The organism is Sorangium sp. So ce1153 (assembly GCF_051521595.1).
Classification (GTDB): domain Bacteria; phylum Myxococcota_A; class Polyangia; order Polyangiales; family Polyangiaceae; genus Sorangium.
In genome coordinates this window covers 12,801,577-12,817,460 of the sequence record NZ_CP150361.1, presented here as the reverse complement: position 1 = coordinate 12,817,460, position 15,884 = coordinate 12,801,577, and the positions used below count along the sequence as shown (strand labels likewise).

9 protein-coding genes and 1 tRNA gene are annotated in these 15,884 nt (G+C 71.1%); 4 read left to right on the top strand and 6 right to left on the bottom strand.

Annotated elements, in window-relative coordinates; all coding sequences use genetic code 11:
* Positions 1–251 precede the first annotated feature (251 nt).
* The gene (locus WME85_RS46580) at positions 252–1,472 is read left to right on the top strand and encodes a S1C family serine protease (RefSeq protein ID WP_437831078.1); all 1,221 of its coding nucleotides are present in this window, start codon (positions 252–254) and stop codon (positions 1,470–1,472) included.
* A 173-nt stretch (positions 1,473–1,645) separates the two neighbouring features.
* Complete coding sequence (locus WME85_RS46575) at positions 1,646–2,419, top strand: Stp1/IreP family PP2C-type Ser/Thr phosphatase (RefSeq protein ID WP_436620046.1); 774 nt, start codon at positions 1,646–1,648, stop codon at positions 2,417–2,419.
* Positions 2,420–2,569: 150 nt separating this feature from the next.
* Here the strand turns inward: WME85_RS46575 and WME85_RS46570 are convergent, their stop codons facing one another.
* From WME85_RS46570 to WME85_RS46545, 6 genes are all read right to left on the bottom strand, one after another.
* Complete coding sequence (locus WME85_RS46570; RefSeq protein ID WP_437831076.1) at positions 2,570–3,073, bottom strand: hypothetical protein; 504 nt, start codon at positions 3,071–3,073, stop codon at positions 2,570–2,572.
* Complete coding sequence (locus tag WME85_RS46565) at positions 3,070–3,705, bottom strand: sigma-70 family RNA polymerase sigma factor (RefSeq protein WP_437305500.1); 636 nt, start codon at positions 3,703–3,705, stop codon at positions 3,070–3,072. The genes WME85_RS46570 and WME85_RS46565 overlap by 4 nt, the downstream gene beginning before the upstream one ends.
* Positions 3,706–4,125: 420 nt before the next feature.
* Positions 4,126–4,199, bottom strand: a tRNA-Gln gene (locus WME85_RS46560).
* Positions 4,200–4,239: 40 nt separating this feature from the next.
* Entirely contained in the window at positions 4,240–5,529 is a 1,290-nt protein-coding gene (locus WME85_RS46555; RefSeq protein WP_437831074.1) for a hypothetical protein, read from the bottom strand.
* 264 nt (positions 5,530–5,793) lie between these two features.
* Positions 5,794–7,227: a hypothetical protein gene (locus tag WME85_RS46550; RefSeq protein ID WP_437831072.1), complete on the bottom strand. Its 1,434-nt coding sequence runs from the start codon at positions 7,225–7,227 to the stop codon at positions 5,794–5,796.
* Positions 7,224–7,529 carry a hypothetical protein gene (locus WME85_RS46545; RefSeq protein WP_437831069.1) on the bottom strand — a complete coding sequence of 102 codons (306 nt, stop codon included), beginning with the start codon at positions 7,527–7,529 and terminating at the stop codon, positions 7,224–7,226. The genes WME85_RS46550 and WME85_RS46545 overlap by 4 nt, the downstream gene beginning before the upstream one ends.
* Positions 7,530–8,551: 1,022 nt before the next feature.
* Between WME85_RS46545 and WME85_RS46540 the strand changes: the two genes are divergently transcribed.
* A complete protein-coding gene (locus tag WME85_RS46540) occupies positions 8,552–15,229 on the top strand; it encodes an RHS repeat-associated core domain-containing protein (protein ID WP_437831067.1) in 6,678 nt (2,225 codons plus the stop codon).
* Positions 15,211–15,534 carry a DUF7716 domain-containing protein gene (locus WME85_RS46535; protein WP_437831065.1) on the top strand — a complete coding sequence of 108 codons (324 nt, stop codon included), beginning with the start codon at positions 15,211–15,213 and terminating at the stop codon, positions 15,532–15,534. The genes WME85_RS46540 and WME85_RS46535 overlap by 19 nt, the downstream gene beginning before the upstream one ends.
* Positions 15,535–15,884: the final 350 nt, after the last annotated feature.

Sequence of the window (15,884 nt, the reverse complement as noted above, 5' to 3'; positions counted from 1 at the left end):
GCCGGCCATGTGCCCCCGACCCCCGAGTTCGTGACCGGATTTTTTCGCGCCCCGCCCCCCGGCGGACTCCGGTGCCCGATCCCACACTACAGGGCGGTCCGACCTTTGCCTTTTGCAATACGATCCCAGCCGCAGCAGAATCGGCAGTCGCCTCAGGAGCCGCGCTTATGAATGAGACAAGCCTGTCTGTGTTCGCGAAGGCCATCGCGCCCGGAGACGCCGGACCGGGCGCGCCCGTTGACACGTCGCCTGTGAAGCGATGGAGACGGTCCCTGGCGTTCGCCCTCGCCCTTTCCGTCGCCGGCGCGCTCGCCTCGCCCGCGGCGCGCGCGCAGGACGCGCCGGACGAGGAGGCCCAGGAGGCAGAGGACGAGGCCCCGCCGCCCGTCCAGCAACAGAAGGGACGCCGGAAGGTGATCCCGGCCCGGGTCGACGTCGGCGGGAAGGACCGGAGGGCGACCGCCGCGGACGCGAAGGGGGGGCCTTCCGAGAAGGACAGGGGCAAGGCGGAGCTCCCTGTCGAGGAGCGCGCCGCGCGCGGCGTGGCGATCATCGAGCGGGGCGGTCAGGTGCTCGGCCTCGGCGCGTTGCTCGCGGGCGACGGGCGCATCCTCACGGCGCTCTCGCCGCTCGGCGCGGGCAACGACCTGACGGCGCGCCTCGCCGACGGGACCACCGTGCGGGTGAAGCTCGGCCACCACGACCGCGCGTGGGATCTCGCGCTGCTCGTGCCGCAGACCGGCAAGTGGGCCGAGGGGCTCACCGCCTCGTCGCGCGATCCGGTGCGCCCGGACGCGCAGATCCGCTCGTTCACCGCGACGCGCGGCAAGGTCGCGGCCGTCCCGCTGGTGCTTCGCTCGCACCGGTCGCTGATCGGCGGCGACGACCGGCAGCTCGAGGAAGCGATCGAGCTCGGGTCGCGCATCTCGCCGCTCGATCTCGGCGCGCCCATCGTCGACGAGGACGGCCGCGTCGTCGCGGTCCTCGGCCGTGGCTGCGCCCCGAACGAGGGCAAGCCCTGCACGCCGGTCGCCTTCGGCGCGCCGATCAGCGCGATCAGGGGCTTTCTCCGGACCGTACCATCGACGGCGGTGCAGCCCGCGGCGTGGCTCGGGATCCAGGGGGTGAGCGAGGCCTCGCAGGTCGCCAAGGGGGTCCGGGTCACGGTGGTGCACCCCGAGAGCCCCGCGGACGAGGCGCGCTTGAAGGGCGGCGACCGCGCCGGGAGCGACATGATCCTCGCTGTCGACGGCGTGCCCGTCACCACCCCCGAGGCGCTCGCCGACGCGATCCGCACGCACGCGGTCGGCGAGAAGGTCCCCTTGACGCTGCTCAGCGGGGGCAAGTACCGGCAGGTCACGGTGCTGCTCCGCGCCGCGCCGGATCCGAAGGCCGCCGCGTCGAAGAAGCCGGAGGCCGAGCTCCCGCCGCCGAGCTCGAGCGGCAAGGCCACCGAAGAGTACCGCAAGTAAGCGAAAAATGATGTGGGCCCGCGGGCGGATTCTATAAGCTCGGCCCTCGGGCGCGATCCGGTTGACACTTCGTCAACCGAACCTCCAGGATCGGGCTTGAGCGGCTCGGTCTGGCGCGCTCGCGGTTCTCATTCAGCCTCGCGCCTCGCGCGGGGCCTTCGATCGGGTGATCCGTGTCCCAAACGTTTCGAATCGAGGTGGCCGGCGAGACGAACGTCGGGCGCAAGCGCAACCACAACGAGGACAACTTCGGCATCATGGTGGAGTACGGCCTCTTCATGGTCGCCGATGGGATGGGGGGGCATGCGTCGGGCGAGGTCGCGTCGAAGATGGCTGTCGACGCGATGCAGGACTTCTTCGCGCAGACGCAGGACGACCCGGAACGGACCTGGCCCTACAAGATGGACCGGTCCAAGGGCTATGAAGAAAACCGGCTGATCACCGGGATCAAGCTCGCGAACCTGCGTATCTACGAGACCGCGCAGCGCGAGGCGAAGAAGCGGGGAATGGGGACGACGTTCGTCGGCATCTTCACGGCGAACGACGGCGTCTACGTCGCCCACGTCGGCGACAGCCGGGTCTATCGCTTCCGCGAGGGCCGGCTCGAGATGCTCACCGAGGACCACTCGCTCCTCAACGACTACATCAAGATGAAGCGGCTCACGCCCGAGGAGATCGCGAACTTCCCGCACAAGAACGTGATCGTGCGCGCGCTCGGCATGAAGGACACGGTCAAGGTCGACACCCGCTTCGAGGTGCCGCAGCTGAACGACCTCTATGTCCTCTGCTCCGACGGCCTCTCCGGCCCCGTGAGCGACCACGAGATGGCCCAGATCCTGACGGAGCACCAGGACATCCAGGTCGCGACGTCGAAGCTGATCGAGCGCGCCAACGAGAACGGCGGCCCCGACAACGTTACGTGCGTCCTCGTGCGGTGGACGCAGTGAGCGGCGGGCACCCGCTTCGGATACGGGCCCACCTCGACGTTTTCGGTGCTCGGCGTACTGAAGTACGCCTCCGCGCCGAAAACGCCGATCTGGGCCCGTCTCCTGTGCGGGTGACCGCCGCTCGGCGACCGCCACTCCGGTGAGCGCCGCTCAGGGCAGGGCGCCGCCGCTCCAGGGGACGAGGACGAGGAAGATGAAGGCGATGAGCGCGAGCATGAACAGGCTCGTCATCAGGTAGGTCGAGCGCGGCGAACGCGCCGTGCTCCAGCCGTCGCCGTAGAACTTTCCTCGCGAGCGCGTGCGGATCCGCTGCTGCACGCCGCGGAGCAGGCTCGGCGGGGCCGCGGGGGGCGCGCGCATCGCGCCGCGGACCAGCTCGCGCAGATCGACCTCGTCGACGAGCGGCAGATCGCCGTCGTCGGGCAGATCGCCGTCGTCGGGCAGATCGCCGTCGTCGGGCAGATCGCCGTCGTCGGAGAGATCGCGCGGGGGCGCGGCGGGCTCGCGCGGGGGAGCGGCGGGCTCGCGCGGCGGCGAGGCGGCGTCGCGCCCTCGCTCGACGGGGGGCGCCGTGGGACGGCTGCCGCTCTCCACGCCAGAAGCGGCCGGGTCCTCGGCTTGCCCAGCGCTCCTGGGGTCGTCCGATCCGCTCATTTCCCGCCCCTCACCTTCTCGCCCATCACCTTCTCGACCAGCGCGCGGAGCTGCCCGCGCGCGCGATGGATCCGGCTCTTCACGGTCCCGTCCGGCAGCCCTGTCACCGAGGCGATCTCTTCGTAGGACATGTCCTCGACGTCGCGAAGGATGAGCGCCTCCCTGAACTCGGGATCGAGCTGGCCGATGGCGTGCTTCACGACCGCCTCGAGCTGCATCCCCTCCACGAGCTCGTCGGGGCGGCTCACGTCGCCGACGCTCACGCCCTTGGCGGCCGACAGCGGCACCCGCTCGGCCATGGCGTCGACGTCGTCCTGGGCGCCGGCGTGGCGCCGCGAGAGGTACTTCGTCCGGTTCTTACAGAGATTCACGGCGATGCGGTAGATCCAGGTCGAGAGCTTCGACTCGCCGCGGAACTGGTCGATCGCCTTGAAGACCTGCACGAAGACCTCCTGGGACAGGTCCTCGGCCTCGTCACGCCGGCCGAGCATGCGGTAGACGAGCGCGAACACGCGGCGCTCGTACATGACCACGAGCTCGTTGAACGCGCTCTCGTCGCGCGCGACGAGCCGCGCGATGAACTGGGCCTCGTTCACCTCGAGCTGCGCCGCAGGCTCGCGCTCGATCTCCACGCCCGCATGGGTCGGGACGGAGCGCCCGCGATCCGCATCCGCGCGGGCGGGGACAGCGCGCGCGTGGTCCCCGCCCGCGCGGGTCGGAGCCCCGCGTTCGCGGTGCGCATCCGCACGGGTCGGGGCCCCGCGTCCGCGGTGCGCATCTGCACGGGTCGGGGCTCCGCGTTCGCGGTCCCCTTCATCGCTCGCCACGCCGTCCGGTCCTCCAGGATTCAGGGCCTCGCCCCCGCCGTACGGCAGGCGCAGAGCCCTCGGTGAGACCACGGTAAACAACCCCGGCGCGACCGCGCCAGACAATAGCGAGCAGCCAACGGCGCCCGTCGCGCCCGCCGCGCGGCGCGACCGCGCCAGAGGCGCTCACGTGCGCTCGATGGAGACCGCCCGCCACGATCTCCTCAGAGAGCGCGGGCGCTCGATTGGTTCCGGCGCGTGGATTCGAACCACGATTAGGGGATTCAAAGTCCCCCGTCCTGCCCTTGAACGACGCCGGAGTGCTGCGGAAGCGGAGCGGACCGCCGCGCGGCGCGCACCTTAGCGCGAGTCGCGCTCGATCGCACCCGTCCCGGCCCATGAGCCAGGTCCGCGGCCCGGATAGCTGATCCCGCGCGCGGTGTCCGCCTCGGATCGACCTCGCCGCAGGCGGAACTGCCCGCGCTCGCGGCGACCCACGGGCGCCGGCTTCGCGCCGTCCGCCGGCGCCCTGCCCGCGCGGTGGAGCGGCAGCGCGGGCGCGCCGGCGCCCTCGGCCGACGCCGCGCCGTCGAGCGCGGCGTGCGCGGCGTCGGAGAGCGCCGCGGCCGCGGGCAGCCCGGCGGCGGGGAGCGCCGCGGCCGCGGGCAGCCCGGCGGCGGGGAGCGCCGCGGCGCCAGCCGCCCCGGCGAGCTCCGGGGCGGGGAGGACGACCTGGGCGGCCGCCGCAGCGACGCCCCGCGCGACGCCGATGTGCGCGGCTGCGCCGGCTGCGCCGGCCGCAGCCCTCGCCGGCGCGCGCGCGGGGGCGAGGGCGCTCAGGACCGAGAGGCCCAGCGCGAGCACGAGGGCCGCGCTGCCCGCGGCGAGCGAGACCGCGCCCCGCGAAGCGCGGGCGCGCCGCGCGAGCCGCGACCACGTGCCCGACGCCCGCCCGCGCGCCGCCTGATCCGCGTCGCGCGCGCCGCGCGCCGGTCGGAGCTTCGCCGCGACGAGCCTCGGGGAGCCGGCGCTCGGGAGCGTGTCGGGCGGGGAGGAGGGGATCGCCGGAAAGCAGGACGGGATCTCGAGGGAGATCGGCGGCGCGGGGGTCTCGTGCGGCGCGGCCGCCTCGGTCAGCGGGAGCCGGCCGAGCGCGAACGACTCCGCGCGCTCTCCGCCGGCCGCCGCGAGGACGTCCTGGTGGAAGCGGGGCGCGACGGCCCTGAGATCGTCAGGCGTCAGCGCGAAGCTGAGCGGGCCGGTGGACTCGGGCGCCTCGCACACGGCGGAGAGGGCGGGCGCCTCGTCGCGCGGGGGCGGCTGGGAGATCGTCCAGCCGAGCGCCTTCACCTCGCCGGCGGGCGTCCAGCACTCGATGCCCTCGCGCCACACGCGCGTGCTGTGCGGGAGCTCTCCCAGCTCGAGCGCGCGCCACAGCTCGACCGTGCTCATCGCCTCGAGCCGGTCGCCGTGGTCGACGCACCAGGGCTTCGACTCCGTCGGTTCCTCTCTGCTGGCGGTGTGCGAGCTGAACGGCATCGTGGGAGCGCTGCAGAGGCTCAGATGCCCCTGCCTGCGCGCCTCCCCGCCGCTCGGCGCCGGCACCCCGTCGCAAAGCCCCTCCACCTTGTACGCCGCGCTCGGGCCCATCAATGTCTCCCTAGCGAACCGCGGCGACCCACCCGATGCTGCTTCCGGGTGCACCACCGCTGCTCTCGTGCGTCGGTAGCGGATGGTGGCGCGGTGGGCCAAGAAAGTGCGGGGCGGAGCCGGGGGCCCGGGACCCGCTGTGCTGCCTGGCGGGCGGCGTCGGCAGCGGCGGGCGGCGTCGGCAGCGGCGGGCGGCGTCGGCAGCGGCGGGCGGCGTCGGCAGCGGCGGGCGGCGTCGGCAGCGGCCGGCGGGCCGCGCCGCCGTCAGAGGTCCGTGTAGTTGTCGGAGAACATCGCGCGCTGGCCGAGGAAGCCGATCTCGAGCATGCCTCCGACCTCCGTCTCGCCGGTGGAGCTCCGGATCACGCTGAGCGCCGGCATCAGCCGGATGAGCCCGCGGTACTTCGTGCCTTCCGGCGCGCGCGCCAGCGTCACGTAGACCGGGGCGCGCACGCTGACGCGGACGTCGGCCGGCGCCTCGTCGTTGAGCGCGACCGCGACCCGCGCGCCGATGGCCGCGCGGAACGTCGCGTTCGCCACCTTGTCGACGAGCCCGGCGTGCGCCGCGAACGTGAGCTCCTGGCTCTGCCTCGGCGCGCCGAGCACCTCGCGCCGGCAGCGCGTGACCGGGGCGTACGTCGCCGACTGGGTGACCGGATCGACGCCGCGGACGACGTCGCCCACGGGCTCGCACCAATCGAGCGTGTCCGTCGACGGGGTCCAGCGCGAGTCGAACGCGATCTGCCCCTCGAGGGTCGGCGCGAGCTTCTTCCCGCCATCGCCGACGTAGACCGCCGCCGCGCCGACGCTCCAGGGCACGGCGGTGAGCTCGCGCGGCACGAAGGTCGGCGGCAGGCTCTCGTCGCGCCGCTCGGGGCCGGGGCCGAGGTAGCTGAACCTGGTGCGGCCGACCGCGCCGCCGACATAGAGGATCAGCGGCGGATAGGCCGAGCTGCCCTCGCCCTCGAAGTCGAGGCGCGCGAACGAGGCAGACAGGCGCAGGCTGCCGACGGGCGCCTGGGCCACCTCGTCGGCGCTCGAGAGGCCGATCAGCGTGGCCAGCCCGCTCTGGGTGGCCACCTCGGCCTGGAGCACGGTGCTCACGTCCCACGCCGTCGGATCCGTCACCTCGCCGAACCCGGCCAGCACACCGAAGCCGACGCGCGCGACCGCCGCGCCGTCGGAGGTGCCCGTGACCTCGGCGGGCACGAGGTAGACGAGCTCGCGGCCCGTTTCGGCCGGCGCGATCGGCGCGCCGGCGGCGGGCGAGACCGGCGCGATCGGGGCGCCCGACGCGACCGGCGCGATCGGGGCGCCCGACGCGACCGGCGCGATGGCGCGGCCCGGCTGCGCGGGCGCCGCGGCGGCGCCGGTGTCCGGCGCCGGGGCCGGAGGCGCGCTCGGGGCGACGCCAGGCGGGACGGGCGCCGCGGGCGAGGCCGGCGCCGTGGCGGGCGTGAAGGGCGCCGCGGGGGAGGCCGGCGCCGTGGCGGCGGGCGGGACGGAGGCTGCGGGAGCGGCGGGCGCGCGCCGGGCGGCGCCGGGCGCGGCAGGCGGAGCGCCCGGCGGCGCGGGATCGGAAGGCGGCGCCACGCCCTGGGCGAGCGCGGGCGCCGCGAGCGAGAGCGCGGCCGCCGCGGCCGTCAGCGAGAGCGACAGCAGCGCTGCGGTGGGCCGGAGCAGCAGGGATGTCCTCATGGAGCCACCGTGAACTTGAACGTGAGGCACTCGGCGCCGCTCGACGTGTCGTATTCCGCGCGGATGCTCTGGTTCGTCTTGGGGTCGAAGGCGAAGATCTGGAACTTGCCGCTGCCGTTCCGGACCCTGAAGCGGAATACGTAGTTCCCGGGCTCCAGATCGAACTCGGGGAAGACCGTGTTGCGGATCGAGAACGGCCTCACCCCAGCCGGATCCGCGTCGGGGGCGGGGTCCTCGAACAGGTAGCCGACGGCGCTGAGGTGGTACTCGTCGCTGTGGAGCTTGAGCTTGATCCTCTTCATGGGCGAGAGCGATCCTCTCACACGCGCGCGGCACGGTACAGCGGGCTGGAGGGCGCGCGACGCGGCGGTGATCGGCTTTGCCCGAGCATCGAGGCGGCCGGCGTCGACGGCGCGGTGCTGGATGTGCGCGGTCACAGGGTACCGCAGAGGATGCGCCTCATTTCCCAGGCGGCGGCAAGCGCTTGCGGCCCGGGTCAGGGGCGGCGTCGACAGCCGCTTCCGGTACTGAGACGACGGGCGGCCGTGGGGAGACAAGGGGCGGGCGCGGGGAGACAAGGGGTGGGCACGGGGAGACAAGGGGCGGGCGCGGGGAGACAAGGGGCGGGCGCGGGGAGACAAGGGGCGGGCGCGGGGAGACAGGGGGCGGCCGCGGGGAGACAAGGGGCGGCCGCGGGGAGACAAGGGGCGGCCGCGGGGAGACAGGGGGCGGCCGCGGGGAGACAAGGGGCGGCCGCGGGGAGACAGGGGGCGGCCGCGGGGAGACAAGGGGCGGCCGCGGGGAAACACAAGCCAAGTCTCGTGGTCGTTGTCGTAGGAGATGCGCCGAAGGATGAATTTAGCCCTGGGTTCGTCCGTGCGACGCCGGCCGACGCGCGCGCTCAATCCCTGACGCACGTCCAGCACATGGCGCGTTGCTGGCGAAAGGTGTCCGGTCGGAATCCGGTTCTGTCCGCCGACGCTGTGGGCGCCGGTCGAGCACGGAAGGACCTCGTAGAGCTGGGCATTTATCAAGCAGGATACTTTCCTTGGGTGGACGGACGCGCGCTCACCCTGTCTCGATTTGACGCGCTGTTGTTGTCCTGTCTCGGCAAGGGCTGGGTGACAGCAGTAGACGTGTTACCGCGCTGACGCCAGCCGCGTACAGCCACCCCGATGAATGCCTTGAGCTCGGCATAGGGAAGGGGTACTGACTTCAGATCAGCGCTTGACCCGGGCCTCCGCGCCATGGCCTCCTCGGTGCGAGGGAGGCTGCGATGGCGCACGTTCTTCGACGCGTTCTCCGGGCGATGATCCCGTTCTGGATGTTTCTCGTTTGCGTGCTCGCGCAGGGGGGATGCCAGTGCATTCTCGACCCGCCCCTGGAGCCACCTCATGGCCTCGTCCTCTGCCGGACCCAGAGGGCACACAGCCCTGCCGTGGAGCGCCCCGCGCCGGAGGTCGAGACCGCCTCCGCTGGTACCATCCCGGGGACGTTCTCGATCACGAGCACCGGGGAGGCCGTGTACACTATGGACCTGGCCTCGCTGCCCGCGCGGGCGGGCGTCGGTCCTCGGATTCAGCTCGTCTATCGCAGCGACGGCGGTGATGGCGTCCTCGGCGCTGGCTTCTCCATCGCCGGGATGTCCGCGATCACACGATGTCCGAGCAGCCTCGCGCAAGACGGGGAGATCCGCGGCGTGAGGTACGACGGCGATGACAAGCTCTGCCTCGACGGCCAGCGCCTCGTCCCCGTGGGACAGGGGTCTGCAACCATCGAGTACCGGACGTTCCCGGATACCTTCGTCAAGGTGATCGGACACTACCCTCCGGAAGGCGGTGCGCCCGCCGAGGCGCTCTTCTTCGAGGCGTACCTGCCAACCGGCCGCGTCGTCGAGTACGGGCGCACCGAGGGCAGCAAGCCGCTCGCGCGGGGCGGCGTCCCGCGCGCGTGGCTCGCGAACGAGACCCGTGACGGCCGCGGCAACGCCATGACGTACGCGTACTGCCTCGCCGAGGCGGAGGACGGCCATGCCGCCGAGTACGCCGTGGATGAGATCCGGTACACGAGCTTCGAGGGCGCGCCGTCGCTCGAGCCTTCCCGGGCGGTACGCTTCGTGTACGGCACCAAGGATGCGGCTGCCATTCGTACCGGCTACTCGGGCGGCATGGCGCTCCAGCGCTCGCTTCGCCTCGAGGAGATCCAGATGCTGGGCCCAGGCGATGCGCTGGTCCGGAGCTACGGATTCCGCTACGAGCTCAGCCCGACCACGAGCCGGACGCTCCTGACCGAGGTCGAGGAGTGCGCGAGCGATGCGGTCTGCAAGCCTCCCACGCGTCTTCAGTACAGCCACGCGAAGCCCGGATTCGACCGGCTGGCGACGGACGTCGACAAGCCGATCTCCATACTGGCAAGCCCCATGGTGTTCGACGTCGACGGCGACGGGCGCGACGACCTCGTGATTCCCGACAGCGACGCGGCGCTCAGCACGCCGTCGAATCCGATCACCGCGTGGTGGGCGGCGCGAAACCTCGGGCCGCGCGCCTCACCGGCGTACCTCGCACCGGCGGAGCTCGCCTTCATCGAGGAGTGGCCGTTCGTCGCCGATCCGGCTGGACCCTCCGATCCGGTCCTTCTTCAGCCCGAGCTCGGGACCGTCCTCGACTACGACGACGATGGGCGCATGGACGTCCTGCTCCACGACGTCTACGACGCCAAGACCACGTGGCATGTGCTCCTGTCCCGGCCTGACTGGACCTTCGCGCTTCACGACACGGGCATCCGCCGGCCGTTCCCGCTCGGGGCCAAGCCCGCACCGCCGAGCCTGAGCAGCCCCGGCGCCTCGATGCACCTCGCCGACCTGGACGGCGATGGCGCGGCGGATCTGATCCAGTGCGAGGACCACGATCGCGAGGGACAGGCGCCGATCCCGGTCTCCCCCGCGTGGGCCGTCCACCTCTGGAGGCCTGCGCGCGGCGCGACGCCCGCGGGATTCGACCCCGCGGGCGAATCGATCGAGCTGCTGACCGGCTATCGCTGCGATGCGGAGCTCCACACGCTCGACGTTAACGCCGACAGCAAGATCGATCTCGTCGTGCCGTCTCTGGTGCGATTCGGTGACGGAACAGTCGTCGCCGGATCGAACTATGACGCGATCATGCGCCGGGGCGACGGCCGCTGGGAGGTGATCGACACCGAGCTGCCTGTCGTGTGGTCCGGGGGCCGCGTCGTCTTTCTCGACGTGAACGGCGATGGCCTGCCCGATGCCGTCGAATCCGGCTCCGGCGACCACCAGCTCTACACCTACCTCAACACGGGGCCGACCTTCGTGGCCTCGCCGTTCCGGAGCGTCGACGCGATCAGCTTCGGCGATTTTCTGGGTTTCCCTGATCAGGACGTGTTCTTCCCGCTCGCCGTGCCTCTCGACTTCAACGGCGACGGGCGGCAGGATCTCTTGATGCCTGTCCCTCCGGGCATGCTGCTGGGCGGCTCCGACGCGCTGCCATCGTGGGCGATCCTGCTGGCGACGGGCGACCGCGCGGGGCCGGCGTTCAGGCTCGTCGACCCGCAGGTCCCGTTCGAGGCCAGCCTCGGCGAGGCCGTCACGCTGGCTGATCCACGCGGGGCGCGCACCGGAGACGTCAACGGGGACGGCGCTCAGGACGTGATCCTGTCGCTCGGCGGCGTGTTCAACGTCTTCCAGAACCGCTCGGCGGATCAGGATCTCCTGGTCGCGGTCTCCGACGGCATGAACGCGCACGAGCCGACCGAGCCGGGCTTCGTGCCCAACGTGAGCATCTCGTACGGCCATCTGACCGACGCGTCGGCGGCGACGGGCGACAGGGCGGAGGATCCGGCGCGGGGGAGCCCGCTCTACCTCGCGCGTTCCGGCGCGGCGGGCGACTGCGGCTATCCGCGCCGCTGCGTCGTGGGGCCTCGGCGGGTGGTCAGCGCGTACTCCCTCAACAACGGCGCGGACCGACCGCGGCGCTTCGAGGTCAGCTACCGGAGCGGGCGCTACCACCGGCTGGGCCGGGGATTTCTCGGGTTCGGTGAGCGGATCGTCACCGATCTGGATACGGGCGCTGTGACGATGGACGCCTACGATCACGTCACCTTTGACGAGGAGCTCCAGGTCTTTCCGTTCGCGGGACACGTCCAGCGGACGTGGCGCTGGGCTCCGGGGCTGCCGAGTCAGCCCAGGCCGGAGCAGATCGAGCTCTCGTTCCTCGACGTGACGCGGACGCTCGTACCGACGAACGACGGCGCGACGTACTTCGCGCTGCCCACCGATCGCCACGTGAGACGAGTGCAAGGTGTCTATCCGCCCCCGAGCGGCGCGACGCCCGCCATCGAGGCGTATGTGCGGGAGATCGAGCGCGGCGGTGACGGCGCGACGCTGCTGCGCGACTCGGTGTCGAAGGTGACGGACTTCGACACGTTCGGCAACGTGCGCGCCGAGGAGGTCTCGACGGGCGGCGTCGACCTGACGTTCGAGGTCACGCGAAGGTTCAAGAACGACACCGAGCGCTGGGTCCTCGGGCAGCTCGAGACGCAGAAGGAGTGCAGCGCCGCGGCGGGGATGTCGCAGTGCCGGAGCCTCACGCGAACGACCACGATCTACGGCGAGGTGGAGACCGAGTCCACCGAGAGCGACGACGGCCTCCCGGACACGAAGCTGACGCTCACCTATGCGCGCGACGACTTCGGGAACATCACCGGCGTCACGGCGGAGGACGCCTTCGGCCACCGGCGGGCGTCCAGCACGGCGTACGACGAGGAGGGCATCTTCCCCGAGAGGTACGTGAACGCGGCGATGCACACCACGCTCGTGGAGTTCGACGACGCGCTCGGCGTGCTCCTCAAGCAGGTCGATCCGAATCAGCTCGTGACGACATGGGCGCACGACGGCTTCGGGCGCCTCGGCGTCGAGACGCGCCCGGACGGCACCACGACGACGGTCACGCTCTCGCGAACGAAGAGCGGCGCGCCGGAGCAGGAGGCATGGCGGGTGACGCAGCGGAGCACCACGACCGGCGGGGACGACGACACCGTCGAATTCGATGGCCTCGGCCGCCCGATCCGGTGGTGGTGGTACGGACCCGCGCCGAAACCGGCGCAGGGCTCGGGCGATGCGAAGCGCATCATGCAGGAGATCGGGTACGACGCGCTGGGCGAGCACATCGCGCGGCGCTCGCTGCCGGTCAGCGAAGATACGCCCGCGAGCGAGAGGCTGTACGACCGCTACGAGCACGACGCCGTGGGCCGCGAAGTGCGCCATACGACGCCGTGGAACGCGCTCACGGCGACCGAGTACGATGGCGTGATCGCGCGCGTCAAAGGCCCGCTCGAGCACGTGACGGTGACCGAGCAGGATCCGCTGGGGCGAACCGCGTCGATCACCGACGCAGCCGGCGGGATCACCCGCTACAGTTACGGGCCGTTCGGCATGCTGCACACGGTCACCGATCCGGGCGGCGCGGTGACGCGCATGACGCGCGACGCGTTCGGCCGCGTCCGGCAGCTTGATGATCCTGATCGAGGCACGACACTCTCGATCCATGACGGCTTCGGTGAGCTGACGTCGTCGACCGATGCGCTCGGGCGAGAGACCACGTGGGCGTACGACGCGCTCGGGCGACCCCGCTCGCGCCTGGACCAGGACGGGGCCGAACGCCTGACGACCACGTGGACCTGGGACACCGCGGCGCATGGCATCGGCAAGCTCCACGCGCTTGCGAGCCCCGACGGGGAGAAGACGTACGGGTACACCGACCGCAGCCAGCTCGACACGATCTCGCTCCGCATCGACGGCGAGCGCTCTCCCCTGGAGGCCAGGCTCGGCTACGACGAGCTCGGTCGCGTCGAGACGGTCACGTATCCGGTGCCAGCGGGCGCGGCGCCGTTCGTCGTGGGGCACGACCACGACGCGCACGGCCATGTGGTCGCCGTGCGCGACCGCGGAACGAGCCTCGCCTACTGGCGCTTGACGGACGTGGACAACGCGGGGCGCTTCCGGGAGGAGGTGTTCGGCAACGGCGCCGTCACGGAGCGGAGCTACTTCGCCGACAAGCAGCGCCTGAGGCACATGGCGACGCAGAGCGGCGCGGGTGAGGTGCAAGACCTGGACTACGGGTTCGACGATCTCCTGAACCTCACGCGCCGCACCGATGCGCTCCAGCCCGAGAACACGACCGAGCGCTTCCGCTATGACCCCCTCCAGCGGCTGACGTGCGCGTATTTCAGCGACATCGAGCGCGCGTCGGCGCCCTGCGCGCTCCGCTACGACCACGACCCGAACGGTAATCTCACCTTCAAGTCGGACGTCGGAACGCTCTCCTACGATGACCCGCTGCACCCGCACGCCGTCACCGGCGCAGGCACAGGCAGCTTCACGTATGACGCCGTTGGGAATCAGATCGCCCGGCCCGGCGGCACGACCGTGCGCTATACGGCGTTCGACCTGCCGGAGCGCATCACGCAGGGGGCGAGCACCATCACCTTCGGCTACGACGGCGACCAGCAGCGGATCCGCAAGACCACGCCGGAAAAGGAGACGCTCTACTTCGGCGATCTGTACGAGCGGGTGACCGCTGCGGCGTCGGGCACCGTGGAGCATCGGTACCACGTCCACTCGCCGGAGCGCGTGGTCGCGATCGTGACCCGCGGGGGCCCGGACGACGGCACCCGCTACGTGCACGTCGATCACCTCGGCTCGGTCGATGCGCTCACCGATGAGGACGGCGACGTGATCGAACGGCGGAGCTACGACCCGTTCGGGCAGCGCAGGAACCCCGTGTGGGGAGAGCCCGTGCCGGCGTCGTTCTCCAGCGAGACGACGCAAGGGTTCACCGGGCACGAGAGCGACGACGAACTCGGGCTCGTGAACATGAAGGGCAGGATCTACGATCCCAGGATCGGGCGGTTCTTGACCACGGACCCGATCGTTTCGATTCCGTCCTTCGGCCAGAGCTGGAATCCGTACAGCTACGTGCTGAACAGCCCGCTCAGCTTCGTGGATCCGAGCGGGTTCGAGCAGGAGTACCCGCTTCCGGTGGATCAAAATTATGCAGACTACCGCAATGATCCCGAGGTACAGCGTACCCTGACTTGCAGCGGGCTCGAGTGCCTCAAGTCGATGCCCAATCAGGTGGCAGGATCGCGCGAGGCGGCGGAGGTCGGCGCGGCGGCGCCGCCGGTCGACGTCAGCACGACCGGGAGCGCGTCCGGGTATGTGCCGCAGCCGGTGACCACGGCGCCGGAGCACACGGGCGCCGGCACCGTGGTTGGCCAGAGCTTGCTGGGCGCCGCGGAGGGGACGGGCGAACTGGCGATGGCGGTCGCGCGGTCGCTGGTGCTGAACGCGCTCACGCTCGGGATCTACAGCGGGTACGAGTTCGGCAGCGCGGCCTGGGAGGGGTACGAAGAGGGCGGGCTCCTCGGCGCGCTCAACGCCGTCAACCCGCTCTACCAGATCGCGCGTACTGGGGCCGACACAGCGCTCGCCATCAACCGGGGCGACCACCGGGCTGCGGGCGCGGCGGGGGTGAAGACGATCCTCCTCGGCGCGGCGACGGTGTACGGTGCGGGCAGAGGGCTAGGGGCGCTCGCGGAGGAGTCGGCGGCCGCGGTGGGGGCCGCAACGGCAACACCGAAAGCGTACTCGGTGGCGTTCGAGACCACCATCCCGAAGGCCGGGACCGGCAGATACCCTGCGCACTTCGCGGCAGCCAATGAGAATTTGCTTCGAGCGATGGCTGAGCCGCAGCTCGCACCAATGCTTCGTCAGACTCTAGGTCAACAGTTTGAGAGCACGATCCTGAGCCCAACAGGCCGCGTTCTTGGAAGATCACCGGCGGGGTGGACATGGCATCATGTTTCCGGTAGACCTGGCGTACTTCAGTTGGTTCCAATCGAGCAGCACGCGTCCGGTTCGTCCTGGCAGCATCTACTGCATCCAAACGGACAGGGAGGGATGAGTGAATGGGGACATTTCTACTAAAAGAAGTTCTCCAGAACTGGCAAAAGTATGAGCCCGATGAAGACGTCTATGTTCCATCCGGAACGAGCGTTACCTTGGACACCGTTGTCACCGTTCTTCCGTTCGACCGGCATCGTCCTCGGAGGTTCGAAGGTCTCGAATACATCTTGAGTTTTGAGCAAGTCAGGGACGCCGTCGTCGGGCTTGAGGCCCAGCTTCGACGCGCGACATCGGCTGAGGAGCGGCTCGCAGCAGTTCTTCACTATGCGCGACATGATGCGTTCATCGATCCCCAGCATCTGCCGGTGGTTAGATTACGGGAATGAATCGGCTCGCCACGAGCAAGCCGCTCAGCTACAGGTTATCGGCGCAATGCTGCGCAGCGAGCTCGGGTGACCCCGCTCGCGCCTGGACCAGGACGGGGCCGAGCGCCTGACGACCACGTGGACCTGGGACACCGCGGCGCATGGCATCGGCAAGCTCCACACGCTCACGAGCCCCGACGGGGAGAAGGCGTACGGGTACACCGACCGCGGCCAGCTCGACACGATCTGGCTCCGCATCGACGGCGAGCGCTCTCCCCTGGAGGCCAGGCTCGGCTACGACGAGCTCGGTCGCGTCGAGACGGTCACGTATCCGGTGCCAGCGGGCGCGGCGCCGTTCGTCGTGGGGCACG

Coding starts and splice junctions, on each gene's coding strand:
- WME85_RS46570 (WP_437831076.1), bottom strand. CDS start 3,073: ATGAGCGGATCGGACGACCCCAGGAGCGCTGGGCAAGCCGAGGACCCG.
- WME85_RS46555 (WP_437831074.1), bottom strand. CDS start 5,529: ATGGGCCCGAGCGCGGCGTACAAGGTGGAGGGGCTTTGCGACGGGGTG.
- WME85_RS46550 (WP_437831072.1), bottom strand. CDS start 7,227: ATGAGGACATCCCTGCTGCTCCGGCCCACCGCAGCGCTGCTGTCGCTC.
- WME85_RS46545 (WP_437831069.1), bottom strand. CDS start 7,529: ATGAAGAGGATCAAGCTCAAGCTCCACAGCGACGAGTACCACCTCAGC.
- WME85_RS46540 (WP_437831067.1), top strand. CDS start 8,552: ATGTTTCTCGTTTGCGTGCTCGCGCAGGGGGGATGCCAGTGCATTCTC.
- WME85_RS46535 (WP_437831065.1), top strand. CDS start 15,211: ATGGGGACATTTCTACTAAAAGAAGTTCTCCAGAACTGGCAAAAGTAT.